General features: G+C 41.9%; 23 protein-coding genes. 6 read left to right on the top strand and 17 right to left on the bottom strand.

Annotated elements, in window-relative coordinates; genetic code table 11:
• Positions 1-2 precede the first annotated feature (2 nt).
• The 7 genes from ACRPI0_RS01640 to ACRPI0_RS01610 form a co-directional block, all read right to left on the bottom strand.
• A complete protein-coding gene (locus tag ACRPI0_RS01640; RefSeq protein WP_432354358.1) occupies positions 3-845 on the bottom strand; it encodes an NAD-dependent epimerase/dehydratase family protein in 843 nt (280 codons plus the stop codon).
• Positions 842-1,477, bottom strand: coding sequence for a sugar transferase (locus ACRPI0_RS01635; protein WP_432354357.1), 636 nt, complete (start codon positions 1,475-1,477; stop codon positions 842-844). Before ACRPI0_RS01635 ends, ACRPI0_RS01640 begins: the two co-directional genes overlap by 4 nt.
• A gap of 698 nt (positions 1,478-2,175) precedes the next feature.
• A complete protein-coding gene (locus ACRPI0_RS01630; protein WP_432354355.1) occupies positions 2,176-2,553 on the bottom strand; it encodes a type IV pilin protein in 378 nt (125 codons plus the stop codon).
• 515 nt (positions 2,554-3,068) lie between these two features.
• Entirely contained in the window at positions 3,069-4,901 is a 1,833-nt protein-coding gene (locus tag ACRPI0_RS01625; protein ID WP_432354354.1) for a polysaccharide biosynthesis protein, read from the bottom strand.
• 242 nt (positions 4,902-5,143) lie between these two features.
• Positions 5,144-5,908 carry a tyrosine-protein phosphatase gene (locus ACRPI0_RS01620; RefSeq protein WP_432354352.1) on the bottom strand — a complete coding sequence of 255 codons (765 nt, stop codon included), beginning with the start codon at positions 5,906-5,908 and terminating at the stop codon, positions 5,144-5,146.
• A gap of 341 nt (positions 5,909-6,249) precedes the next feature.
• Complete coding sequence (locus ACRPI0_RS01615) at positions 6,250-6,954, bottom strand: CpsD/CapB family tyrosine-protein kinase (protein WP_432354349.1); 705 nt, start codon at positions 6,952-6,954, stop codon at positions 6,250-6,252.
• A 6-nt stretch (positions 6,955-6,960) separates the two neighbouring features.
• Positions 6,961-7,683 carry a YveK family protein gene (locus ACRPI0_RS01610; protein WP_432354348.1) on the bottom strand — a complete coding sequence of 241 codons (723 nt, stop codon included), beginning with the start codon at positions 7,681-7,683 and terminating at the stop codon, positions 6,961-6,963.
• 138 nt (positions 7,684-7,821) lie between these two features.
• Between ACRPI0_RS01610 and ACRPI0_RS01605 the strand changes: the two genes are divergently transcribed.
• Together ACRPI0_RS01605 and ACRPI0_RS01600 are read left to right on the top strand one after the other, a co-directional pair.
• Positions 7,822-8,622, top strand: a complete 801-nt coding sequence (locus ACRPI0_RS01605; RefSeq protein ID WP_432354347.1) for a hypothetical protein — start codon at positions 7,822-7,824, stop codon at positions 8,620-8,622.
• A gap of 25 nt (positions 8,623-8,647) precedes the next feature.
• A complete protein-coding gene (locus ACRPI0_RS01600) occupies positions 8,648-9,727 on the top strand; it encodes an S-layer homology domain-containing protein (RefSeq protein WP_432354345.1) in 1,080 nt (359 codons plus the stop codon).
• Between the two features lie 49 nt (positions 9,728-9,776).
• Here the strand turns inward: ACRPI0_RS01600 and ACRPI0_RS01595 are convergent, their stop codons facing one another.
• Both ACRPI0_RS01595 and ACRPI0_RS01590 read right to left on the bottom strand, forming a co-directional pair.
• Positions 9,777-10,565, bottom strand: coding sequence for a hypothetical protein (locus tag ACRPI0_RS01595; RefSeq protein WP_432354343.1), 789 nt, complete (start codon positions 10,563-10,565; stop codon positions 9,777-9,779).
• A 100-nt stretch (positions 10,566-10,665) separates the two neighbouring features.
• Positions 10,666-11,691 carry an acyltransferase gene (locus tag ACRPI0_RS01590; protein WP_432354341.1) on the bottom strand — a complete coding sequence of 342 codons (1,026 nt, stop codon included), beginning with the start codon at positions 11,689-11,691 and terminating at the stop codon, positions 10,666-10,668.
• Between the two features lie 967 nt (positions 11,692-12,658).
• On the opposite strand from ACRPI0_RS01590, the gene ACRPI0_RS01585 reads away from it, so the two are divergent.
• Together ACRPI0_RS01585 and ACRPI0_RS01580 are read left to right on the top strand one after the other, a co-directional pair.
• Positions 12,659-13,165 carry a VanZ family protein gene (locus tag ACRPI0_RS01585; RefSeq protein WP_432354339.1) on the top strand — a complete coding sequence of 169 codons (507 nt, stop codon included), beginning with the start codon at positions 12,659-12,661 and terminating at the stop codon, positions 13,163-13,165.
• A gap of 111 nt (positions 13,166-13,276) precedes the next feature.
• Positions 13,277-13,765, top strand: coding sequence for a general stress protein (locus tag ACRPI0_RS01580; RefSeq protein WP_432354338.1), 489 nt, complete (start codon positions 13,277-13,279; stop codon positions 13,763-13,765).
• A 73-nt stretch (positions 13,766-13,838) separates the two neighbouring features.
• On the opposite strand, the gene ACRPI0_RS01575 is transcribed toward ACRPI0_RS01580, so the two are convergent.
• The 3 genes from ACRPI0_RS01575 to ACRPI0_RS01565 all read right to left on the bottom strand — a co-directional run bounded on the left by ACRPI0_RS01575 (position 13,839) and on the right by ACRPI0_RS01565 (position 17,684).
• A complete protein-coding gene (locus ACRPI0_RS01575; protein ID WP_432354336.1) occupies positions 13,839-15,560 on the bottom strand; it encodes a phospho-sugar mutase in 1,722 nt (573 codons plus the stop codon).
• Positions 15,561-15,609: 49 nt separating this feature from the next.
• Positions 15,610-16,488, bottom strand: coding sequence for a UTP--glucose-1-phosphate uridylyltransferase GalU (gene galU / locus ACRPI0_RS01570; RefSeq protein ID WP_432355856.1), 879 nt, complete (start codon positions 16,486-16,488; stop codon positions 15,610-15,612).
• Positions 16,489-16,604: 116 nt separating this feature from the next.
• The gene (locus ACRPI0_RS01565) at positions 16,605-17,684 is read right to left on the bottom strand and encodes an S-layer homology domain-containing protein (RefSeq protein ID WP_432354335.1); all 1,080 of its coding nucleotides are present in this window, start codon (positions 17,682-17,684) and stop codon (positions 16,605-16,607) included.
• A gap of 281 nt (positions 17,685-17,965) precedes the next feature.
• Here ACRPI0_RS01565 and ACRPI0_RS01560 point away from each other — a divergent pair, with 281 nt between their 5' ends.
• Entirely contained in the window at positions 17,966-19,375 is a 1,410-nt protein-coding gene (locus ACRPI0_RS01560) for a trypsin-like peptidase domain-containing protein (protein ID WP_432354333.1), read from the top strand.
• A gap of 51 nt (positions 19,376-19,426) precedes the next feature.
• Here the strand turns inward: ACRPI0_RS01560 and ACRPI0_RS01555 are convergent, their stop codons facing one another.
• The 5 genes from ACRPI0_RS01555 to ACRPI0_RS01535 all read right to left on the bottom strand — a co-directional run bounded on the left by ACRPI0_RS01555 (position 19,427) and on the right by ACRPI0_RS01535 (position 25,812).
• Positions 19,427-20,059 (bottom strand): class D sortase, encoded by a 633-nt coding sequence (locus ACRPI0_RS01555; RefSeq protein WP_432354331.1) that lies wholly within the window; start codon positions 20,057-20,059, stop codon positions 19,427-19,429.
• Between the two features lie 11 nt (positions 20,060-20,070).
• Positions 20,071-21,153: a hypothetical protein gene (locus ACRPI0_RS01550; RefSeq protein ID WP_432354330.1), complete on the bottom strand. Its 1,083-nt coding sequence runs from the start codon at positions 21,151-21,153 to the stop codon at positions 20,071-20,073.
• 529 nt (positions 21,154-21,682) lie between these two features.
• Positions 21,683-22,489 (bottom strand): SDR family NAD(P)-dependent oxidoreductase, encoded by an 807-nt coding sequence (locus ACRPI0_RS01545; protein ID WP_432354329.1) that lies wholly within the window; start codon positions 22,487-22,489, stop codon positions 21,683-21,685.
• 232 nt (positions 22,490-22,721) lie between these two features.
• Complete coding sequence (locus ACRPI0_RS01540; protein WP_432354328.1) at positions 22,722-24,140, bottom strand: GGDEF domain-containing protein; 1,419 nt, start codon at positions 24,138-24,140, stop codon at positions 22,722-22,724.
• A 235-nt stretch (positions 24,141-24,375) separates the two neighbouring features.
• Positions 24,376-25,812 carry a carbon starvation CstA family protein gene (locus ACRPI0_RS01535; RefSeq protein ID WP_432354327.1) on the bottom strand — a complete coding sequence of 479 codons (1,437 nt, stop codon included), beginning with the start codon at positions 25,810-25,812 and terminating at the stop codon, positions 24,376-24,378.
• Positions 25,813-26,078: 266 nt separating this feature from the next.
• Between ACRPI0_RS01535 and ACRPI0_RS01530 the strand changes: the two genes are divergently transcribed.
• Entirely contained in the window at positions 26,079-26,864 is a 786-nt protein-coding gene (locus ACRPI0_RS01530; protein WP_432354326.1) for a general stress protein, read from the top strand.
• The last annotated feature ends 27 nt before the right edge of the window (positions 26,865-26,891 follow it).

Genomic DNA, 26,891 nt, shown 5'->3' with positions numbered 1-26,891 from the left:
TTTCATTTCTCCGTTAATCTTATAGATGTTTCAAAATCATAAACTGTATATTTATTTTTGTATTCATCTATCTGCTTATCATATACTAAATCACCAAATACCTTTTTTACCGTACTAATCCTAATTAGTTTTATGAGAAAGTTAAATAATTTAGTAGTTCTTAACTTATTCCCATGTAATTCTGATATCATTATGACCATTTCTGATGTACATACATAGTCAGCGTTCTGTGGAAAGAATAAACCACATTTAGTATCATCTATATTTAATCTTAAAAATTCACATAAATTATCGATGTAAATCATACTACGCTTATTCTCCACTCTTGGAAATAGTGGAAGTTTTTGTGCAAGGTTCCCTAATCGAGCATAGTTACCTTTACAACCTTTACCATAGATCATTGGTGGACGGAGAATTGCAATCCTAAATTTATTACTCCTTAAGGGATTTAATAATTCCTCTGCTTGTAGCTTAGATTTACCATAATTACTTTTAGGTTTAAGAGGTGAATTTTTATCAATCACACCACTCTCAATTCCATAAACACTCATGGAACTAAGGAATATGAACTGTTTAACTCCTTCTCTTTTTGCCTTTTGAGCAACTTCACATACCAAGTCACGATTCACCTTATAATAAAGATGTTCGTTCTCCTTTGTTTCCTTTATATGCGCTATCCCAGCTACGTGAAGTACCACATCATATCCCGAAAAGTCCTTTTCCTTCCAACTATCATTTCTTAAGCTAATACATTCTGTAGAATATTTATCAGGAGTTTTTGCAAGCCACTTCACTAGGCCCATCCCTACGTAACTATTTTTACCAGTTATTAGTATCTTCTTCATTTAGAAATGCTCTCCTTACTACCAGCAACATTCTTCTTAGTCTTTACACCAGTTCCACCTTCAACTACTCCATCACTTTTAACAACACTGAAAACGGTTCCAAAGAAGCACTTAACATCCATCCGAAGACTAATCTTCTTAACATACTCCCCATCTAACTTTGCCTTCACTTCAATAGGAAGTTCATCTCTCCCATTAATCTGCGCCCATCCAGTTAGTCCAGGTGGAATGTCATTAGCACCGTATTTATCACGTTCAGTAATCAAATCATATTGGTTCCACAGCGCAGGTCTTGGACCAATAATGCTCATCTGTCCAACAAAGATATTCCAAATTTGTGGTAGCTCATCGAGTGAAGTTTTTCTTAAGAACTTACCTACTTTGGTAATGTATTGATCTGGATTATCTAATAAATGAGTTGGTGTGTCCTTAGGAGAATCTATTCTCATAGTACGGAACTTCAATATATTGAAATGTGTCTTAATGATTCCAACACGTTTTTGCTTAAACAGTACAGGACCCCTTGAATCAATCTTAATAGCAATAACCAGAAATAAGATTATAGGTAATAAAACAATAAGACCAATTAAAGAAAGGAAAATATCTATCGATCTTTTCACCTTAAAATACATGACTTTAACACTCCTTAAAATCTTTTAGTAAATTAGGACTTAATTGGAATCACTTATTCTACATTCCAACCAACTACTAACCCACTAAAAATGTTATCCACTCCTGATAGTCACCTCGTATTTCATTTTAAATATGAAATAGATGAAAACTCTACATGTTGTATGTAACTTCACACTTTCAGCTAAAACGACACTACATATTGCGTATTATTATCAAATTCCGATAGTCACCTCGTATCCGAGTTGTACTATTACGCAAAATGCACCCCCCCTAAAAACCTTGTCAAATCAACGTTTTCACGCACATTTTAGTTTTCATCTATTTCATATTGCGGTTCACATGATTATGCCAAAGGGATGAAATCAATATGTCGTGTCTGTTTTATACATTTACGCAAAAATAGGTACTACATGTTGTGTTTATCCGTTTTTGATAGTCACCTCGTCCTACCTATTCAATCTACCTAACGAAAACGAAATAGATATTCAATCCACAACCACTTTAAACTAAGGTTCTTCCCATAATATACTCAATACAATCAATCTATACTTTCTCATTTAAAAAACACCAAAGACCCTTATCCCGCAAGGGATTCAGCGTTCATTATAACAACAATACTCATCCCAACCACCATACAATAAAAAATAAGAAACTGAAGCAATTCTAAGATGATAAACTGTTCTTATACTCATCTTTCTTACAACCAAGGCACTTCCTTATCTCCCTCATCCTCTTCATCATCGTCACTGTCAGCATGCCGGCTGCACTGAATCTCTCCGCCATCACTATAAGAATATATCCCACCAACTGGACATACATCCATAGAACCCATTTGAAGAAACTCCTGAAACACCACTTCAGAATGAATTCTATCACTAAACATTAACTCCAACTCATAATTTTTCGATAAAGTATTTCGATTAACACTACAAACCTCATGCTCAGCTCTATCCACATGCGCAAAGTAAATAGGTACAGCAATAGATGCTAAAATACCAAGAATCACTATCACAGCAAGTAACTCAACAAGTGACAATCCACTTTCACTACTAATCATCTTTCTATTTATCTTCATGTTTCATCATCACCTCTTTCAAAGTAACAATAAAAAAGGAGCATCGAACCCCTCCTCACACCAAACCGATGATAACTAAACGCATCTAAGGTGGCAGAACAATTCTACCACCCACAACATAGCCGGTTATCCCCTTTGAAAAAGGTAAGAAGACATTACCTAAAAACTATTTATTATAACTAAATCTCTATTTCTTTCACTATCAATCTGGACATACAAACCGAAGGTTTCAACTCGAAAACCTCGAAGAGCTTCTTCCATAACATCTATCATTCCTTTCACTTGGACTTGAACTCAAATTCTATAACTCAACAACTAACAGTCATAGTTTACTTATTCCAAAACCGGGTAAAGAGTATATGAAGAAATATATCAGTTTCCCTATAGTTGCAAAATGCCCTCCAAAAACAGCCTATCCTAAAGACAAGCAACACATCACTCATCCTTAGAACTCCAATCTATACACGGTCTGTTGTTTACACTTTGAAAGGTATCCCAGAAAAACCACTAATGGATTATCCCACCGTCAACTTATCCAACTCCAACTCAACAACCTTCCGATTAGCCAACCCAATCAAAGTCTCCTTCATCTCACCTACCGCCATCCCTGGCAATTTATCCAACACATACTGCAACTCCAGCGCCGTAATTGGTGTCGCTTTCCCAATATAAATTTTAGGGAATACGTATTCATCCTGTCGCTCATTCGCATTCATCAACTCTTCAAATAACTTCTCTCCAGGACGAATCCCAGAATACTTAATTTCAATCTCACCATCTTGATATCCCGAAAGTCGAATCAAGTTCTTCGCAAGATCCACAATTCGAACCGGCTCTCCCATATCAAGTACAAACACTTCTCCGCCTCGAGCTAACGTACCCGCTTGAATCACTAGTCGAGAGGCTTCCGGAATTGTCATGAAATACCTCGTCATCTCAGGATCCGTCACTGTTACAGGTCCACCTAGTTTAATCTGATGTTTAAACAAAGGAATAACACTACCACGTGAACCCAACACATTCCCAAATCGAACTGCAGCAAACTTCGTTTGGCTGTTACGCGCTAAGTTCTGAATAATCATCTCAGCAAAGCGCTTTGTCGCACCCATAACATTCGGTGGATTCACTGCTTTGTCAGTCGATACTAATACAAAATGGGGAACACCGAAAGTGTCCGCTGCTTCAGCAACATTTCTAGTACCAAAGATATTATTCTTAACCGCCTCTCTTGGATTCGCTTCCATGAGTGGTACGTGTTTGTGTGCGGCCGCATGATAAATAACATGTGGCTTATGCTCTTCAACTATCTCAAAGATGCGTTTACGATCCTGTACGTCTGCAATGACCGCCACAAGCTCAATTTCTCCCGCAACTTTTTCTTTCAGCTCGCGTTCTATTAAGTAGATAGAGTTTTCTCCGTGTCCCACTAATACCAATTTACTAGGCTTGAACTTACTCACTTGTCTGCAAATCTCAGATCCAATGGAGCCGCCAGCTCCTGTGATCATAATTGTTTTCCCAGTAAGTTTGCTTTGGATTGCTTCCATGTCGAGTTTCACTTCATCACGACCAAGCAAATCTTCTATTTTCACGTCCTGCATATCCGATACAGACACTTTACCCGTCATGAGGTCTTCAATGCGTGGAATGGTCTGTGTTTTAATACCTGTTTTGACACAACGTTGAATGAGCTTCGTCATTTCAGACTTGGACATTGAAGGAATTGCAATTACAATCTTATCGATATCATTGTCGCGGACATAGTCTTCGACGTTTTTTGTGTTTCCAATAATCGATACGCCATGAATTTCAAGACCTTGCTTCCGTCGATCATCATCCAAGAAAGCAACTGGTTTCATGCCTGAGTCTGGATTGTTCGCCATTTGTCGGACTACAACTGTGCCGGCTTGTCCAGCACCAATAATAAGTGTCCGTTTCATGTTTTCCGGATTTGTCTTCAGCATATTATCTCGGACAACACGCCAAGATAGTCGTGATCCTCCAATGAGTAAGAGATGTAGCATCCATGTCAGGAATAACGCACGTATACTAATGTGTTGCACGAGTAGAAGCTGAATACATGCAACGACAACAATTGAAAGTGTCACTGCTTTGAAGATTGCTTTCAGTTCCCTGATGGACGCATACGACCATACTTTTCGATACAAACCATAGCGCCATGCAAAAAAGTGATGTGCAATAGCAATTGTGATAGCACTCGCAATAACTACTTGTGTGGTGAATACCGATAAATCGGGTTTCAATATAAAATATCCAAAGAATATGGATGACAGCACGATGATCGAGTCAAGCAAGAACAGCATCGTCATCCTTTTTTTCATCGTCAACGTTGCATCCCTCTTTCTTAATATGTATTCTTACAATTTTCTTACACTAACAGACTAATATTAGCACGCCCCCCCAGGAATATCCATGAAAATTCCAACGTTTCGACAATTTACCTACACACTTCCTTCACATTAAGCTCACAACACATTGATGCCACTCACTTCTCGCACATTCTACTCTAATGAATAGTTTAGTTAGAAAACCTAATTATTTACCTACCAGAGAATTAGGTCGTATATATCTAAAAGATGAACCATTTTTTCGGTTTTCGTAGGCCTTCCGGCTCAAGAATAGTGAGTCGTTCGTTTTTTAATACACTTTCATTGTTATCTAACATCAAATCAACGTAGTCTCCAAGATTCTTCTTCTCTAAATAGTCGATTCCTTTTTGAAACAACGGGGCTCGGTTCGTAGTATTGTGTGCATCTGATCCGAAACAATGGATCAAGTTCGCTTCAATGAGCTGCATGGATAGTTTTTGAATGTTCTTACCAAATGCCCCAGAGACACTTCCCGCTGTAATTTGTGCAAGCGCCCCTGCACGTACAAGTCGTTCCAACCGTTCCGGTTTTTCCGAAATCCCACGATTCCGCTCGGGATGTGCAATGACCGGAGTCACACCTACAGAAAGTAACTGATTGATGATCGCTGTCGTGTAAGCCGGCACAGTACCGGAAGGTAGCTCCAACAACAAATACTGCGAATCCGCCATCGTCAGTATTGTTTTCTCCTTGAGTTTCTCCACAAGATCATCAGCAAGCCGTACTTCCTGCCCACTATGCAACGTAATCCCAAGTCCCGCCTCTTCAACCAAATCATTCAACAACCGCACTTGACTACGAACCTCACCCGCCGCCACATCATACTGAGGATGCAACGCATGCGAAGTCGTAATAATATCCGTAATCCCCTCACCATGCGCAACCTCAAGAATTCGCATCGTCTCCTCAATCGTCTTCGGCCCATCATCCACCCCAAACAAAACATGCATATGTACATCAATCAAAACTATCCCTCCCTCTCAAGGTTTTCTCTTTCTTCTTTTCACTTTCTGTTTCTGTTTCTGTTTCTGTTTCTGTTTCTGTTTCTGTTTCTGTTTCTTATTTATTCTATGCGGAAAAATAGATTACCTAGAATCCCCGTTGATTAAAGCGAAAGACGGCGACTCCTGCGGAATAGCGAAGATCGAGCCCGCGGAAAGCGACCGTCTGTAGCGAAAGCCGTCACGAAGAACGGCTTTTGCGAGCAAAAGCGTAGCGTTGGGAGCATATCTCTGCCCTAAATCAACACAGTCCCTCTCCCCTTTTTGTATAGAATACAAAAAAAGTAAGAAGGCACTAGGCCTCCTTACTCTGCAGTACCATAATATTGATAATAATAATTATCCTTAGCTAACTTGTAATTATTCATAACTACACCAAGAATCCGCGCATTCGCAGACTGTAACGTATCCTTCGCCTTCACCGCACTATCCTTCTCCGTAGCACCCGTATTCACAACAAGAATCGTACCATCGCACTCATTGGACAAAATCTGTGCATCCGCGACAGACAATAACGGTGGTGTATCAAAAATAATTAAATCGTACTTCTGCTTCAATTCCTCAATCAACGTCTTCATCATCTTGGAACCGATCAGTTCCGCAGGGTTCGGCGGAATCGGACCACATGGCATTACATGCAAATTCTCCATCTGCGTCTCATGGAGCACATCTTCTAGCGCTCCCTGTCTCGTAAGTACCGTGGACAAACCTGCACGATTGCTCACTTGGAATGTATGGTGCATTGTCGGTTTCCGCATATCGGCATCGATCAGTAGTACGCGCTTACCTTCTTGCGCGAATACAACCGAAATATTAGCAGCACATGTCGACTTCCCTTCATTCGGTGTAGAAGATGAAATGACAATTGTCTTCAACTCTTGATCTGCTGTCGAAAAGTGGATATTTGTCCGTACTGTACGGAACTGCTCCGAAATGACAGACATCGGGCTATCGATCGTAATGAGTTTTCGGGCTGCTGATTGAAGTGGTTTTCTCTTTTTCTTAAACATACCAGGTCACCTCTTCTTCTTTCGCTGTCTTGATACAGAATTCGGCATTTCTTTTTCAGTAATAGGACTGACAAGCCCGAGAATCGGCAACTCAAGCAATTCCTCAATGTCTTGTTCATTTTTAATCGTCGTATCCAAATACTCCAGTAAAAATGCAATCCCAACACCGATCATGAGTCCGATAACTGCTCCGATTGCCATATTCAATTCCGGATTCGGTTTTACAGGTACAGGATTTTCCGCCAGTTCAGCTGGAGATAGAATGTTGACGTTATCGACCTTCATGAGTTTTTGAATCTCTTCCTGGAACACTTCTCCAGTCGTATTCGCAATATCAACTGCTCTGTAAGGCTCTGTATCCGTTACACTGATATTAATAACTTGTGAATTTTGAGCACTATCCACTGAAATCTGTCCTGTCAGTTGTGAAGGCGTCATATCCATATCCAACTTTTCAATGACGATCGAAAGAATTGCAGGACTCTTAATAATGACGTTGTATGTATTGATGAGCTGCAGATCGGTCTGGATGTCTTGTGAATTGAACGTTTGCTGTTCCACTTTTCCCTGATTGACAAGAATTTGGGTCGATGACTGATAAACGGGTGTTAAAAATAAATAGCTGACCACGCCAGCAATAGTTATAGCTACAATGGCAATGGCAAGTATCATCACAAGTCGCTTTTTCAGTACATTCATCAATTCTTGTAAGCTGATAGTCTCTTCCATGAAGTCACTGGTTCCCCTTTTCAAAAAAAATCTCAAATCTTGCAATAGTATAGCATAATGTGAAAAAAGGTGGTACCTAATTTACTAAAAGTTGTGATATAGTAGTCCTATTCTCTTAGTTATTTGAAAGGAGTCGCCATGAAAAAAGGATTTATACTTATCGTACTGTTAGCAGTTGTTTGTGCTGGCGCATTGTTTTATAGCACGACAGTCTATAACAGCAAAATACGGGAAGCGGCTTCAGTGAAGTCTGCTAAGCAACCCCCATCAGAATCTTCCACACCCTTAACAAAAAATGAAGCCTCGACTGAATCAGAAAAAGTCCTGGCCGCTCCAAAGGGTGATTTATTAGCAGAAAATCTTTTCCCTAACGTAAAATCCCTCATGCAAAAACGATTTGCGGATGGTGAAAACGTTCAAATGCTCATTATCGGTTCTGGAGCAATCCAACCTGTTGCAGAACGTTTTGCAACAGCGCTAACAGAAAAGTTTGGCGAGTCGGTCACTGTCGATGCAGTTACAGCTGATATGACGTCTCCACAATTTATCGAACAAGGACTTCCTGAAATTGATTGGTCAACCGGTTACGATATCGTCATTTACGAGCCATTCACTTTAAAGAATAATGGTGAAGTCGTCATTGAACGCGAACAGCAAGATTTGATGAAAGTGAAAAATACAGCCCTGGAATCTGTAAAAGATGCTGTATTCATTGTCACACCACCCCAACCGATTTTCCAAGCGAACTATTATGATAGACAAGTGTCTGCTTTGAAAAATTTCACTGCAGCTAACAATATTCCATTCGTGGATCACTGGACAAGTTGGCCAGCGACAAATTCGAAAGATTTGTTGGAATTTGTCGGTAAGGATCAATCCCTTACCAATCGAGGAGTCCAGACTTGGTCTAATGCTCTTATCCAAACTTTTCTTAAGTAATGAATAAAAACTCTGGAGGGATTCCATGAAAAAAAGTTCGACCACTCGTAAAACGTATATGGCTGCTTTATCACTTGCTGTTGCTTCAAGTGCAATCGTCGCGGTAGTTCCTACGCAACACGTAGAGGCAGCTACTAAGAAATTCACAGATGTTAATCCGAAGTCCGTACACGCTGAAGCAATCCAGTCGCTAGTGGAGCGCGGAATCATTTCAGGGTTCACGGACAACACATTCCGCCCTGGTAAAGTTTTGACACGTGCAGAAGCTGCAAAAATGATTGCCTTATCAATTGGACTGGACACTAAAGAAGTTGCCAATCCTAATTTCTCTGATGTAAAAAAAGGAGTCTGGTACTACGAATACGTCGCTGCACTATCCATCAGTGGACTGCTAGACGGGTTCAGCGACAAGACATTTCGTCCGGGACAAACGTTAACGCGTGCAGAAATCGCAAAACTTCTCGTGAAATCGTACGAGTTGGATAACAGTGACGCAACGTCTAATCCGTTCAACGATGTCCAAGAAGGTCGCTGGTTCACGCAATACATCAAGTCGTTATATTCTACTGGTATCACTAACGGTAAAACAACAACGATGTTCGTCCCTGACCAAGGGGTGACTCGTGGTGAATTCGCTTCGTTCGTTGTCCGTGCTGAAAACCATCTAGCAAAGTCAAAAGAAGCGGTGAAAGAAGCAAGCGACAAAATCATTGAATTCATCGGTAAGAACGAAGTATACAAAGATGACACAGGAAAGACAACTGCAAAAACCGAGTACAATCTAGCAAGTCGTACATTGTCGATTACTGCATATAACGAAAAAGGGTTGACCCATCTACAGCAATCCGGATTCTTCTCGAAGGATCTTGCGGCACTCGGTGTGTATTCTTTGAAGATTGCAGATAACACACCCGTTGATATTACGAAAGATCACGCCAACGCGAAGAAATTGATACAAAACCAGCTTCAAAACCGGTTCGATACGTCCACTGCTGGTGACGGTATCATTTCTGCGAAAAACGTGAACATCCGTTTATATGCAACTTCGAATGACGTTAAGTTCTGGGAAGATTTCACGCTCAACTTACACATCATGTTGCCATAATGTGCATCAAAAAGACCTTCATACCCGATTGGGTGTGAAGGTCTTTTCATTAGCGTCCAAGCGCTTTGTTCATCAATTGTGTACGTAAGTTCTTCTTACGCGCTTCGTAATCGGTCCGGAAGTTTTTCGCATAGGATTTGTCGTACCCGTTCGCTTTTAATTCATTTTCAAGCGCCTTCATGACACTGTTGAATGCGCCATCTGTCTGAGCTTCCATTGACTGCGCTGCACCCATATATTTGTTATAGAAGTATCCATAACTGACTTCACTCGTTTTACTCTTCTCCCCGTACTCACTCTTCGCACGGCCGACAAGTGAATTCAAACGTCCTGCTGCTTGGCTTTCAAGACTTTTAAGTGTTGGCTCATATTTTGCTTTAATGGATGCAACAGAAACGTCGCCTCCTGTTTGTGGTTTACTGCTCGAGTTACCACTGGATGAATTATTCTGCCCTGCTTGGCTTGGTGGCTTGGTTTGACTAGATTGTCCAGATGGCCCTTTGCCATTAGTTGACGTGACCCCGAGGTTTTTGGAAACGGTAATTTTCCCGGTCGTTTCGGTCGTTGTTCCAGCACTTGCAGTGTCTCCACTACCCGTTGCACCATTTGTTCCCTCTGCCTTTGAGCTTGTATCAGTCTTGTCGCTACCTTTGGAATCCCCTTGTTCGATGGACGTTCCATCGGGCAATTCCAGTTTGTACGGCTCTTCGATGATTTCATTCACTTTGTCATCAGCAACGTCGTATGTTTTGAATTTGAATTCATATAAAATGTAAGATGCTCCTGCCAGTATGACAACAATTGATACTAGGAAGAAGATTTTAAGCTTTTTGTTCATAGACATCTCCTCGAATTTCGTAGTTATTGACACTAGTCTATCAGATTTACTCACAATTAGGGGAAATAGTTTGTAAAATAAGTAATTTGATTGTTAGGTATTAGGGTATAATCCCTCGTACTACTGGTACTTTTTTGACCAAACTTACAAGTATCGTACTAATCGTGACGACGAGTAGTGTTTTATACGGGACCCCAATAATCGGATGCAAGTTGATCCAGACAAAGTCGAATTTCTCGTAAAGTGTCTGCATGACCAAGACGTGGATGAGATAGATCCCGAAACTCGCTTCGCTGAAGACTTTACCGATCCATGGCAACTTCATTTCACCGAGTTTTGTCGACTTGAAGAGTATGAATAGTGCCACTACCATAAGCAGCACGTTTGGTGAGTGCTCGTCATACCAATAGTGCTCAAGTGGCTCATCAAGTTTGACTGATTCGCGATACGTCATGAAAAATGTCGTGACCCATCCTGCCAATCCCCCCATATAAATCAAGATTCTCCATTTAGCTTGTAAGTCATAGTTGAAGAGGTAATAGCCGAGTACGTAATAGCCTATGTAATGCGTTACGAAGAACAGTTCGATTTTGAAACTATAGCCAAGGAAATATTCAATGCATTTAGAGATGACGGATGCGAATAGCCATAGGAGTATGAAATATTCGATGTCCTTCCGTTTCGCATGTTGAATAAGTATTTTTAGTAATGGCGTTATTAGGTACAGACCCGCAATCATATAGAGGAACCACAGGTGGTACATGATGTCATCAGTCACAAATCGCTTGATGAAGTCGCTGATCGAATAGGTGAATTCTCCTTTGCGAACTTCGTTAGCATAGTAGATGACGCTGAATGTAAAGAGCGGGATCAGTATTTTGGCTAGTTTCTTCTTCAGGAAAGAGGACGTACTAATCTGTTTTTTACTGCTGAGCATGAGTGCGCCACTAATCATAACGAACATTGGCACTGCCCATCTCGAAAGAGATTCGTAGAAGTTCCCCGCCATCCAAGGGCTTTTATATTCTTGTGCGTCGTCCATCACTACGCCCGCAGAGACATGGATGGTTACGACTGCAAGCGCTGCGAGTATGCGTAGCCAATCTAGGTAGACAAGCCGTTTCATTGTAGACCCTCATTTCCCCGGTTATGTATGCGTTCCCTCTCTTATTCCCCATCTTGCTGTGATGCTAACTTGGTAATGCACATTGTAAACTCGTTGTAATAGTGGACATTGGTAGCTTAGACGGTGTTGGTCTGCGTTGCGGGTGGATGCTTTCCGAGGGGCTCGGTTTCAGCCTCCTCGCTCCCTGCGGGGTCTTCAACCTTCGCTGATCCCTCCGGAGTCGCCACCCTCCACTTCGACCAACGGTTTGTGTTTGCATTTAGTTTTTTGTGCTAAGTCCCTTGGGGGTGTGGGCATTTTACTCGGTTGGATGGTTGCTAATCTTTCAGGCGCAGGCTGAGTCACAATTAGGCCTACAGGATCTAGGTCATGCAGTCGTTGCCGCAGGACGCGCGAACTTAGACTGCCCTCCTATCGAATGGTGTCTCAGTCTACACCGATAGTTTTGGTGTTACACTCTCGACAAGAGAATCTCCAGCGTTAAACGGTTGTATACCAATCCCAATATTGAACGGTAGACTCCTTCACTCCTTGATCAAACGAAAATCCCAGCGCAGTCGACTGCAGAGGTCGCTGAAGTGAAGAGACAAGGCGCACTTTCCTTGACTCTTCACGAAAGGCATCCTCTAGCGCCAAGCGATTGCATACCACTCACAAAATTGAACGGTAGACTCCTTCACTCCTTGATCTAACGAAAATCCCAGCGCAGGCGACTGCAGAGGTCGTCGAAGTGAAGAGACAAGGCGCACTTTCCTTGGCTCTTCACGAAAGGCATCCTCCAGCGCCAAGCGATTGCATACCAGATACTTTTTTCATAGGTCCGTTGGGTAGGTGGGCATTTTACTCGGTTGGGTGGTTGCTAATCTTTCAGGCGCAGGCTGAGTCGCAAATCGCTGGGGTGCGCGATTGGTGTCTCAGTCTACACCGATAATTTTGGGGATTCTCTGGAATATGGTATACTTTCTCCATGAAAAAACTTGTTATTGTTGTATTACTCATTGGCATTATTGGGGGATTGTTTGTTTCTTCGAGTCAGACGTATGAAGAGCAGACGATTGTTCCGAAGCTTCAAGAACTGTTACCTAGTCAGCCACTTGAAAAACCATTGGCTGAGCTTCAAATCCCATATTGGGGGAAAATCATTTCTGTTGAAGAACGGGGCTATTATTATTTCTTAGAGTTCCTGCTTCGAAAAAGTGCTCACTTCTTTTCTTTCGGTCTACTCGCAGCTGTGTTCTTCTGGCTACTTCCTAAAAGAAGATATCGATTTTTCTTAGCTGCGTTACTTACCTTCATCGCAGCTTCAGCTGACGAATTCCACCAATCGTTAACGGGTGGACGGACTGCAACTTGGCAAGATGTCGTTCTCGATATGTCTGGTGCTCTTGTGTTTTTACTTGTAGCCCAATTGATCAGTTGGATTCGACCGCAGCAAAAAAAACCAAAGCGAAAAAGTAGGAAGCGACGCAACTAGTCGCTTCCTTTTCTATTTCAATCCGACCTCTCTCTTGTTTCGGCTTAAGTAGATGGGGTATCTAGTAACAAAGCCCACTTTACTACTTATTTCGAATGGAGGAGTTTTTTGATGAACAGAGAATTTGCTGGAGTATTCCATAGTGAACCTGAATTATTGGTAAAGATCCATGAACTACACCGAAACGGTATTGCAGAAAATAATATGTATGTCGTCACTAAAAACAAAGAGGATGTTTCGATTGTCCGTGGACGTACAGATGCTGAAATCCAGAAAGCCGATTCCTCTTGGTGGGATCGCTTCACCGCATTCCTTTCCGACGAACAACCCGCTCGGAAGGCGTTGACGCAGATGGATTTGACTGAAGACGAAACCGATCGTTATTTAGCCGCTGTTGAAAATGGCGCATTTTTGTTGTATGTAGACAAAGGTGACTTCTGGGATGCTTCCGACCACGATAAAGGGGACCTTACTTCCCCTGTAACAGAGAAAATGGATATGGGCGGATATATCATTCCAGAGAATAATAATATCGTTCAGCAACAACGCCATGCTGAAGAACGAGATGCAAAAGAGATGCCAATTCCTCCAAAATATTAACGTATTAACAATGTGAAAAGGCTTTCCATAAATTCTGGAAAGCCTTTTACTATGCTGTATTCACGTTGTTGGCTTATTCAATTCCTACAAAAACCATTATTGCTTCTTCTAATTCTTCACATTTGTTAATAGCTTCAAGGCCAGTTTCCCCACGTACACCCATATAAAACTTACACTTTGGCTCCGTACCTGAAGGTCGGACACAACACCAAGAGCCATCTTCAAGCCAGAACTTCAGAACGTTTGATGTTGGAAGTTCGATTCTTCGCTCTTCACCAGTCGCTTCGTTACTGATTCCTGTTTGATAATCTTCGATAGACGTGACAGCCACTCCCCCTAATTCTTCGGGTGGATTGGTGCGTAGAGTACGCAAGATACTAGCAATACGTTCAACCCCTTCTCTACCGGGGAATGTAAGAGAGCGTAAAGATTCTTTGTAGTAGCCCACTGTCTTATACAGGTTTTGAAGCTGTTCATGTAGTGAACTACCTTGGCTCTTATAATAAGTGGCTGCTTCTGCAATAAGAAGTACAGCTTGGACGGCATCTTTTTCGCGTACAAAGTCCGCCGCCAAGTATCCATAACTCTCTTCGTAGCCGAATAAAAATTCAAATTCACCTGTCGTGTTATATTGCTCGACTTTTTCAGAAATGTATTTGAATCCTGTAAGCGTGTCTTCCGTCTTCACACCGTATTGGGAAGCAATAGCGCGCCCCATTTCGGAAGTGACAATTGTCTTCAGAAGAATTCCGTTACTTGGTAGTGTTCCGGATAGTTGCCGCTGTTCAAGTATATAATTCAGCAACAACGCCCCTAGCTGATTCCCGTTCAGCAACTCGTACCCACCAGTTGGTAAAGCAATAGCTGCTCCAAGGCGATCCGCATCAGGATCAGTTGCTAGCAGTAGATCCGCATCAAGTTTTGCACCTAACTGGATCGCCATCAAGAAGCTTTCCTGCTCTTCCGGATTCGGGTACGCGACGGTTGGAAATGCAGGATCCGCTTTTTCTTGTTCTGGGACGACGTGCACATTGCGATATCCGAATTCCTTCAGTCCGCGCTGAACAGGCACATTCCCCGTACCGTGTAACGGTGTATAGACAATGTTAATATCGTCACGGTTCAATGCACATCCTTGCAATGTGTTGAGCATCGCTTGATAAGCGTCATCGATTTGTTCAGAAAGAATCGTCATCAGTCCGGAGTTGTCCAATTCGGTTTCATCCAAAGCAGAAATCGAAAACAGGTTTTCAATGTCGTCCATTTTCGATACGATCGATTGCGCTTTGTCAGGTGGTAGCTGTCCCCCGTCTTCCCCGTAAACTTTGAAACCATTGTACTCTTTCGGATTATGACTTGCTGTGATTACAACTCCGCTAAAAGCATTGTATTCCCGGATTGCAAACGATAGCTCAGGTGTCGGTCTAGGTTCTGCGAACAAGAAAGAACGAATGCCGTGGGTAGCTAATACTGCTGCCGTTTCACGCGCGAATTCCTTAGATTGGTATCGTGTATCGTATGCAATCGCCACTCCGCGTTCTTTCGCTTCGTTTCCGTGATCCACAATCATGCGTGCGAGCCCCTCAGCCACTCGACGGATTGTATAGATGTTCATACGATTCGTTCCAGCGCCGAGTAGTCCACGCATTCCCCCTGTTCCGAACTCAAGCCAACGATAAAAGCGCTCGGTGATTTCTGTTTCATCACCTGAAATTTCAAGCAACTCTGTCTGAACTTTTGGTGTTAGGTCATCTTGAGCGAACCATTGTTGAAAGACTGTTTGTGGGTCTATCATAACTCTACTCTCCTCTAGTCAAAAACTTTAAAATCACGTAGCTCGATTGTTACGCGATGGGTTGTTTGCTTAGCAACCTTTCCATCATTTCACGAACGCCATCCTTCAGATCATCTCGCTCTAGTGCAAACGTCAATGTCGTTTCGATGAAACCAAGCTTCTCCCCTACGTCAAAACGACGACCTTCAAATGCATAGCCATATACGTCTCGAGTATGATTGAGTTGTTCGATCGCATCTGTCAGTTGGATTTCTCCACCTTTACCGATTTGCTTTTCATCGAGTATTGTGAAAATATCCGGCGTCAGAATGTAACGTCCTACAATGGCAAAATCAGATGGAGCCTCTTCCTGGCTTGGTTTCTCTACAAATTTACGCACTTTCATCAGCTTGCTCTCTGTCGATTCCGGATCGATGACACCATACCGGTGAATCTCTTCATGGGGAACTTGCTGTACACCAATAATACTAGAACCTGTCTCGTCATACTGTTCGATGAGTTGCTTGAGTGCAGGTTTGTCGTTACGGATAATATCATCTCCGAGCAAGACACCAAAAGGTTCGTCTCCAATGAAGTTACGAGCACACCAAATCGCATGACCTAGACCTAGTGGTTCTTTTTGACGAATGTAGTGGATATCCACTACAGAGGAAGCTTTCACTTTTTCAAGTAAATCTAATTTCCCTTTTCGAAGAAGATTCTCTTCCAGTTCATGCACATTGTCGAAATGATCTTCGATTGCGCGCTTTCCTTTACCTGTCACAATGATAATGTCTGTAATCCCTGATTCAATCGCTTCTTCTACGATGTATTGGATTGTTGGCATATCTACAATAGGCAGCATTTCTTTCGGCATAGCTTTTGTTGCAGGCAGGAATCGGGTACCAAGCCCTGCTGCTGGGATAATTACCTTTTTCACTTTTTTCAATTGATTCATTATAATCACTCCTGGAAGCGTTTTCCGGAAGTATAGCATATTATAATCTGGTAGTCGATTCCATTTACAGTAAAAAAGCCACCCCTCAAGGGATGGCTCACTAGTACTTATTGAATAGATACGAGCTCAGAGTAGACTTTCCCGGACTTATCCACAGTTTTTACTTGACCGATGCCTTTAACAAAATATTTCTTACTACCCGTTTCAGAAGTCACTTCGACTGCGTTTGTGAATTTCTTGTACGGTGTTGAAATTGTTTTTTTGACGCCCGTAATTGTTTCCGTTTCATTCTCGTTTATAGATGGAGTCCATTTCGCTCCGACTTTAATAGGGAACTTCAATTCGATGTTACTTTCGGAGAATGGGTACTTCAAGTACATAGCATCCTTTATCTCTTCATATCTCACGTATTGTGCTTTGTTCGTTGCAGTATCCATGTACTCCCAGAAGAATCCTTTGTACGTCAGATCTCCGAATTTAGCGCTCGTGTTTTTGAAACTAACATTCATCTTTCCGCCAGGCACGTTATAGACGTACTTTTTGGTCATATCTAAAGTGAAACTATCTTTGCTAACTGTACGTTGCTTATATACTGGGCTTAACGCACGTGCCAGGAATGCAGAAAACTGTTCACGTGTCACATTGTCGTATGGACGGAATGTTCCGTTTGCATAACCTCCCGTAATGAACTCTCCAGCAATATTGTAGATGGATTCACTAGCTTTCATACTATGCCCCACGTCACTAAACTCTTGCATGCTACCAAGTTGTAGATCTAGAACTCTTGTCAAAATAATTGCCATGTCGCCACGTGTCAGGATTGTATTTGGACGGAACGTTCCATCTGCATATCCAGTAATGTACCCTTTTTCTACAGCTGAAGTAATATAACCGCTAGCTGCCGAATCCTTATTAACATCTTTGAACTTTGTAGGACGCTTTGTGCCATCCAAGTCTTTCAAGCGACCAATCATGATCGCAGCATCTCCACGCGTCACTTCCGCTTTAGGTTTGAACGTGCCATTTGTGAATCCGCTAATGATTTTCTTACCCGTCAAATACTGTATTTCATCATGAAATTGGTTTGTTTTTGTTACGTCCGAGAATTTGGATGCAGCCGAGATAGGTTGAGCAGTAAAAGCGAATGCAAGCATCATAATGAAGATGGATGTTACTAATCTTTTCATATAATCTCTCCTCTACTTAGTTAGTAAATCAAGTATACCATTATTTTTCCATCTCCTCTATAATTCACTGAATGCTTTATATTAATGTGTACATTTTTAATAAACATAAAGATCAGAGAGTAAATAGCACCATGTAAGTGATTCCTAATAGACTGGCTAGTTGAAGCGAGCAGTTCTACTGATATATTTCGGTTAGTCACGCAGAAATAAATAGTCCTATTATCCCGAGTCTATGATACTATTAATTTAACAATATCTTCATAGGATAGGAGGCTAGTCGGATGTATTGTAAGCACTGTGGAGCACAAAATGAGGAAGCGTCAACATTCTGTTCAGGCTGCGGAAAACCGTTAGATGTAAAAAAACAAAATGGTTGGATGCTACCTGTCGCCCTCAGTTCGTTACTCGTTTTACTCATTTCGATTGCAGGTATCGGTTACGTAGTAGATTGGGATTACGGAAAGCTTTTGCAGCTGTCCGATAAAAACGCACCTGATCTTGTTGAACCTGTAGCTGTTGAAAAAGAACAGCCCTTAACACCGATAGCTTCTCAGCCAAAACCGAAAAAAGTGGACCAAGAGAAACTAAGTAAAGAGAAAACAGAAGTGATTAAAGAATCACTACCACGAGTATTCACCATCTTTACGAAAGAATCTCAAGGTTCCGGTTTCCTTTATAAAAAAGGTGGACTGATCGTAACGAATGCGCACGTTGTTGCAGGTTACACTGACGTCGTTGTGCGCAATTCAGATGGGAAGGATTTCGCTGGAAAAGTGATTGGCATTTCAGACCGCTATGATGTAGCACTCATTCAAGCGAATGCGGTCAGCCAATTGCAGCCACTTGCGATGGAAAGTAAAGAGACACCAATCGGTACTGAAGTGATTGCAATTGGGAGTCCCCAAGGATTCGAAAATTCCGCTTCCATTGGTTACTTGACCGGCTTAAACCGCGATATGGAACTGAACTTCGTCTATGAAAAGGTCTATCAGATTGATGCACAAATCGACCAAGGCAGCAGCGGTGGGCCGTTGCTCGATGCGAAAACAGGAAATGTCATCGGCATCAACTCCCTTCTGTACAAAGAGAATAACTTCTTCGGTTTCTCCATTCCGATGCATAGCGTAATCGGCCTTGTGGACCGATGGGCTGCATCGCCTATGAGCGCAACTTCGGTCGCTTCGTTGTTTGGCGTCTATGATAGTTATGCAGGGTATGATTACGAAGGTGACATCGCCTACGATGATGAATATACCGACTTCTATAGCTATGACGAAGAGGATGAATATGTTCACGATGAAGGATATGAAGAAGACTCGTCCTATGAAGGTGGATTTTATGAAGAGAACCTAATCGATTTCATGACATCATTCCGGGAAGAATATGAAATGTCTATTCAAGCGGGCGATTATACGTTTCTTATGGAGTACTTGCTACCAGGTGCCCCAACTACTTCAGAGTTCCAGAACTTCATTCGGGAAGTTGCTTCAGACAGAAGAATCTATCAGTTCTTTTCATCTGACATAACAGCGATTACAATTCAGCCAACTCAAGCATTCGTTACAATGGACCTTTCCTATTCAGTTTCAGATTTGGCTGGTGAAGAGAATTACATGGAAAAGACGAAAACGTACACCGTTGTCATGGATTCAGAAGGATACTACCAAATCAGCAATGTCGTGGATAATTAAGAAACATGAACAGCAGACGCACCTTTTGTCTGCTTTTTGTGTTGACTTGATTCATTTGTCTACACGCTTTGCCATGACGATTAACCGATGCTTGGTACTGTTCTGTGGATAACACGTGACGAGAGACAGTTTAGCAATACCTGATTCTTTCGCTATGCCGTCCACTTCCTCAGGTAAGACGATGCGAGTTTCATACACTTCATACATCTGCGTTTCATCCACTGTTTCAAAATCGAATCGGCTACCGGTTTCCAGTTCATCCAATCGATTAAAAAACTGGCCAAATACATGCGACTGATGACCGGCAATTGCGTAGCTTCCGTCTTGAATCCCCGGTTCATCCATTCCTGGAATCGCTCCGAACCCACTATCTAATATAGCTGGAGTCGCTCCATACGTTACAGGTGCCTTGACGTCAACTTGTGGGATTGACAAAACACCGACTAAGTCTCCAATTTCCTTTTGTGGCATGTGCACATCTTTTTTCTTTTCTACTGATTGCTTTGTTGTCCCCGTAATTGAGACTTCTGGTTGGACTGCTACTGTTGCTTTTAAACTCGCGAACGCTTCCAATTGCTGATTCTGTACGTTTTCAGTTTTCTGCGTTCCAAAGAACTGCCACGCAAGTAAACATATACCCGCTAATACCAATACGTTACCAGTCCAGCGAATGATCTTTTTCATCCCTGCACCCCTTAATTCATTTTTCGTGTCCGTGATGATGCAAGTCGTAAGACGACTCCTAACACAATTAGTAAACTACTAATTATAATTACTCGTGTCTGATCCATGAAGCCGCCTGTTTGCGGCAATCGATTTGTACTCGTCCCTTTATACGAGTTGCCTCCGGATTGCAGACTTCCATTTGGCCGTGAGTAAGAATGATTCGAATCAGAAGAACTTTCGCTCCAATTTTCAGAGCCATTATAGACGGACAAATCCCCACTCCCTGACGCATTGTTTGTATTAGACCAAGGTTCGTTAGAAGATTGGCTTTGCCTAACTGTTTCAATTTCAATTTCCGTTTGAATGATGGGACTATTTTCAATACTAGCCGTCCTTACAATTCCTTCAGTTGTATCAGAGGGATTCGCTGACAATGTATCTGGTGCTGTATCAAGTTCTTTAGGTTGTTCGACGTGTTCATCCTTTTCCACATGTTTCATCTTAACTTCATCTACTTCTGATGGAACTTTTGAAGGTTCTTCATTCATATCCACAACAACTTCTTTTGTAACCTCTTTCTCCACTTCGCCTTCTGAACTAGACATCGAACCGTCCCCTAACTCTCGGGATGTAGACTCACTAGTTCCCTCAGGACCTTCCTCTTCCGACAGCTCTACTTGAGCATCCGTTTCAGAACAAGAAATCTCTCCATCATCATCTACCGTCGTTTCAAGCACTGTCTCTTCAGTTCTCTCATTACTGGGTGACGATTCAAGCACAGTCTGATCCTTAGTTATAACAGTCTCTTCCTTCACTTCATCACCAAGATTCACTACATCCTCATGATTTCCCTCACTACACGTTGTATTCCCCTCATCTTCACCCTCAATATGTACACTTTCTTCAGAAGCTGCGGAATCCATAACAGCATCCGTTTCGCACTCTTTTAATAAGTCTTCCGGTGAATCCTTTCCCAAAACTTCAACCGCAACGTCTTCACACTCAACAACCTCCTCTTCATCCTGCTCCTCAATATCCTCAACCGCCAACACCGAACCAGCTGACCCAAACACCAAACTCCCCGAAAACACCAACACCATCACCCTCTTCAACGACCTTCCCCCCGTCCCAAAACAAATCAGTTACAGAAACATTCCCTTTATTCCCTCCTCCTAACCTACCATTCTTAAATTCCGCTTGATTATCTTCTTTCTCTCTCTCTGAGTTTGTACTTCTTTCCTATAGTAATGGAATACCACACTCCCACAAGTCCCGTTGATTGAAGCGGAATGCGGCGACTCCTTAGGGATAAGCGCAGTCCTAAGACCCTGGACTGAGCAACGCGAAGGAAGCGGCTTAGGGCAAGCCCCTAGGAAAGCGACCGCATGCAGCGCAAATCAACACTATTAATGATGTATCTATCTCCCACAAGTCACGTTGATTGAAGCGGAACGCCGCGACTCCTGCGGAATAAGCGAAGTCCGAAAACCCCGCGGGGAGCGAAGCGAACGAGGAGACTGAGGACAAGCCCGCGAAAAGCGTCCGCATGCATCGCAAATCAACACTGTAAACTTTACAAAACGCCAAAAAACTCCCTCTTCACCAACCTAAATTGGCAAAGAAGGAGTTCTAAAGGGAAATTTATTTTTGCATACGAGCCGCGTAATCCTGAACATCAGAAATTGTTGGGCTTGTCATGTAATGACCACCATCAACTACAAGCAATTGACCAGTCATAAACTTAGAATCATCAGACGCTAGGAACACAACAGTGTTACCGATATCTTCAGGCTCACCGTGGTATGGAAGCGCATTATACTTCATGAAGATTTCGCGTACTTCTTCAGGTAAGTTAGCCTCTGCAGCAGGAGTTAAAATAAGACCTGGTGCGATTGCATTACAACGGATTTTGTCTTTACCGTATTGTGTTGCAATGTAACGAGTAAGACCCGTAACAGCTGTTTTAGAAGCACCATACGCTGAACGAATAGTATCTCCTGCTACTGCAGCAGTTGAAGCAGTATTGATGATTGAACCGCCACCTGCTTTTTGCATGTAAGGAATTGCGAAACGTGAACCAATCAAGACACTCTTCAAGTTCATATTCATCAAACGATCCCATTCATCCAAGTCCATGTTGACAACATCCAAGTCTTTTTTAAGATTTGTGCCTCCAACGTTATTGAATAAGATCGTAATTGAACCGTATGTGTTCACTGTGAATTCAACCGCTTCTTTGATTGAATCTTCTTTAGTTGCATCCAAGAATACAGCTGATGCCTCTCCACCGTTTGCTTTGATTTCTTCAGCAGCTACTTTTGCACCTTCAATATTGTAATCGCCGATAACAACTTTAGCGCCTTCTTTCGCAAGCAATTGTGCAGACGCAAGACCGATACCTGATGCGCCACCTGTTACTAAAGCTACTTTTTGTTCTACTCTACCCATTTTAAAAATCTCCTTTTATTTGGGATGCAGTCAATCGACTGAAAGCCTTTATGAATAATCTACGGTGAATACTTTAACATAAAAATAGTTCTTGCGTTACTGTTTTGCTCGCTTTTTTTGTGTCTGTTTCCTAACCAAATCAAGAAGTTTTTATGTGCTTGTTTGTTCACAATTTAAACACTGAGTAATTTATGAATATCCGAAAAACATTCCTTAAAACAGCGCAGAACTTTTAATATGTCTCATTTCTATAAATACATACTTGGTTTTTCCCTTTATTTTTTGCACGATACAATGCAATATCCGCTTTGTGATAGAGTTTGTCATACTCTTTAATGCTTCCGTATGCATTTTCAGCTAGCCCGATACTTAAAGTTAAAGAGAGTTTCTCACCGTTCTGCTCAAATGATAATCCGTTTACCGCTTTAAGCATCCGTTGTGCTTTCTTATAAGCAGCTTCAACCGTGATTCCTTTCAGGATTGATACGAACTCATCTCCACCAATTCTTCCAGTGATATCACTCCTCCGAAGCAAATCACTACATACTCGAGCGATTCGACGAATGACCTGATCGCCGAATGCATGCCCATACGTATCATTCAGTGTCTTCAAATTATCGATATCAAAAGCGATGCATACAACATTCTCTTCAGATAAGGAAGCTTGGGTAAGCCATTCGTTCGCAGTCTCTTCAAGCGCTCTTCTACTGGAAACTTCAGTTAAAAAATCGGTATTCGCTTGCCTCTCAAGTTCTTGCAACTTCACTTTCATTTCGAGTTTCATTGCTGCATTCACCGTGTCTTGAAAATGGATTTCCTTGAGAAGCTCAATGTGTCTTGCTTGAATTTCAAAACCTTTTTCAAAATTTTTTAGCTCACTATGTAGTTCGATTTGCACTTCTTGAATTTCTTTTTGTTGCTTCAAATTGTTGGCGTTTTTAGCGCTGTCTTCTGCAATCGCCAAACTTGCTAACGCGTCTATCGGTTTCTGCTGCACTCTTTGCATTTCAGCTAATAGCCGATAGCATTTCGCTTTTTCTTTTGCATAACTTTCTAAAACAGAATCTTGAACTACCGTCTGAATAAGTGACTTGGCTGTTTCAAAATCCTTCAATCCAAAATGTGCTTCGGCAACTGCCAGCGTCGCTTTCATGAGTAAAAAAGGACAGTATGGCTCATGATGTGCGGCAATTCTCGCACCTTTCTCTCCGACTCTCAACGCTTCTTCATGGTTTCCAGTGCAACTTAATACAGAACTAAGCTCACTGCAATTCTCGCTGACAAGATTGTACTTTCCGAGTTTCGATCCGAGTACGATTGTATTCTCAAGCACATGCTTTGCCTTCACATAATTCCCTGTATACTCATATAACAGGAAAAATATATGATTGGAATCCAATTCATCTGATTCATTCCCATAGATTTCACATAGCATCGCATGTTTTTCAATATACAAAAATGCATCTTTAATGTCCCCGATTTTGTAAAAACCAAGTGCGAAATTCACATAGGCGTCCATTTGCAATTGACGGTCCCCAAGATCAGTTGCCTCTTGTAACAGTTGGTAACACGCTTCTATCATTTCATTATACCGACCATGGTTTCGCAACGACTGTATGGATTCTTGTAAGTTTTGTATGTGTACACTCATCATCATGTTCTCCTATGCTTATCTATTTATTCTAATCTATTTATTCTTCACTCTATACCCATATGACTATAAAACTAAACACTTTTCAACATGTATAGATGTATTGGCACATTAAATATACGTAGTGAAAATAGTACTTTAAACACACGATGACCGTTATTGTGCATAACACTCTATTATTTCACTTGGTTTTCTAACACACGAAAGGAAGGTGCATGATGAGCACCTTCCTTAGTTAAATCGTTTTCGGTACAACTTGTTTCGCAATCGCTTTACGTGACTGAATGATTTTAACACCATAGAAAACGGCGAGTGCTACAACCGCTACTAACCCAAGCATCACAGAGACACCATACCCCAGATGTAATCCTTCAGGAGCATACAACCAATAGGTCGTTACAACGCCACTCATGAACAAAGCCGGTATTCCTGCAATGTAGTGTGCGCGTCCTTCTCGTAAAAGATAGGAAGTAGCCGTCCAAAGCATAATTGCTGCGACAAACTGATTGGTTCCACCTACATAACGCCATAAAAACGAATAATCGATTGTTGATAAGTAAAACATCGGTACACCTAGGATTACAGTTGCGAGTAGAATAACCGATCTCTTGTCAGGATTAAACTTGGAAGCAGTGGCTTCTGTCAGCATCATTCGTGCAGAACGCAATGCTGTATCCCCTGTAGTTATGGGTAAGATAATCACGCCAAGAATTGCTAGAATTCCACCAAACGTTCCTAACAATGTACCAGAGATTTCGTTAACCGCCCCGGCAGGTCCACCAGCAGCGAGTGCGGCTTGCAGACCCCCTGTTCCACCGAAAAAGGTCATTCCAGCAGCTGCCCATATTAAAGCAATAACTCCTTCTCCAATCATTGCACCGTAGAAAATCTTACGTCCTTCTGATTCTTTCTTCATCGTTCTCGAGACAATCGGGCTTTGTGTTGAATGGAATCCTGAAATGGCTCCACATGAGATCGTCACCATTAACAGCGGCCAGATTGGTAGTTCCCCAGGATGCAGATTCTTAAAAGTTAAGTTAGGAATCTTAGCAGTCCCAAAAAGTAGTGCCCCTGCAATCGATACTGCCATGATGATTAAGATTGCACCGAAAATGGGATATATCCGACCGATGATTTTGTTAATAGGAAGAATTGCAGCTAATGCAAAGTAAATGAAGACAATTACTAATGCCATCGTGAATGTGATAGGTGTTATGGAAGCGATCAGTTGTGCTGGACCTGCTGTAAACGCAGCTGCAACGAGCACCATTAATACGATAGAAACAACACTCGTCACTTTTCGGACTGTGCTGCCTAAGTATTCCCCGACTAACTTTGGAAATTGTGCACCGCCATGTTTCAGGGAGAGCATTCCTGAGAAGTAGTCATGGACACCTCCAGCAAAGATACTTCCTAATACAATCCATATGAATGCGACAGGTCCGTAAAGCGCACCTGCGATTGCGCCAAAAATGGGCCCTAGTCCTGCAATATTTAATAGTTGGATCAGCCAACCTCTCCACCAACTCATTGGTACATAGTCCATGCCATCCGTCTTCGTGTACGCTGGAGTTTTACGTGCATCGTCGATCACAAAAACTTTCTCTACGACTTTGGAATACGCGAAGTACCCCGCAAGTAACAAAAAGATTGCTGAAACAAATGTAAGCAATGTAATTCCCCCTTATTTATCCTTTTATGTATAAACTATTATAAATGTTCAGATTATATAATCAATAGTTAATTTGAAATTAAGAACATTTTCAATAATTGCCGTGTTTTTCGACTTCTTTCTCCATGACAGCTTAATTACAAATCGATGACGTTCCTGTATGTGACTACATCCGAGGTTTCTGGAAGTTGTTGCTCGGGTATTGCAATACTAACAACTCGTTCTACTAAGCTAGTAGCAGTCTAATTTACAGGAGGCGTTTATACATGGAGAATGGAAAACGATTTATCGGAATGTTTCATACAGAGCCGGAACTATTGGCAAAGGTACAAGAATTGAAGATGGAAGGTTATGCAGATTACCAAATCTTCGTTATCGCTAAAAGTGAAGATGACGTGAAAATGCTACAAAGTCGGACGGATGCGGAGATTCAAACAACACACGAATCATGGCTCGACAAATTCATGGACTTCATGACGGGTGAAGATCGCGTGCGCAGTATGATGGATGATCTCGGTTTTAACGAAGATGAAAGAGCTGGTTTTTATCAAGATGTTAATAACGGTAGCATGTTGCTCTATGTGGATGAAAACAGCGATATGCCTGGACAGCATCAAGAAATCGGCAAACCTTTCGGCATCGGTGAAAATGTAGGGGATCCGAATCTAGGTGCGAATACATGGGTAGAACCTCCAGGCGCTGGCGTTACACGGACACCTGAAAAACCTGCATTTGGAGAGTCTGTTCCGCAACAAGCGCACGACTATCACGAACATACAGAACCTATCGACAAACGACCAGTTGAGCGTTCGGAATTCAGTGTTGCAGCTGACGATTCGATTTCAAACGGACTTGAAATTACTGATTTTGCTGGCGAACTTGGTCGCGATTCCGAGCAAAAACAACGCCGTCAAGAGTTTCAGGATTCTGTGAATCCGGTTACTGAACGTACAATAGATGAGGAACCACAGTTAACTCGGAAAGACTTAACTACAGATGATACAATGCGCGGAGATTTCTTCGAAGAACATCCGACTAAACGTGAGTTTTAAAAAATAAATATGGATAGGTACTAGACT

Origin of the sequence: Sporosarcina sp. A2 (assembly GCF_050858885.1) — a bacterium.
In the GTDB taxonomy this organism is placed as follows: domain Bacteria; phylum Bacillota; class Bacilli; order Bacillales_A; family Planococcaceae; genus Sporosarcina.
The sequence above is the reverse complement of the archived record's forward strand: the minus strand, read 5'-3'. Positions and strand labels throughout refer to the sequence as shown.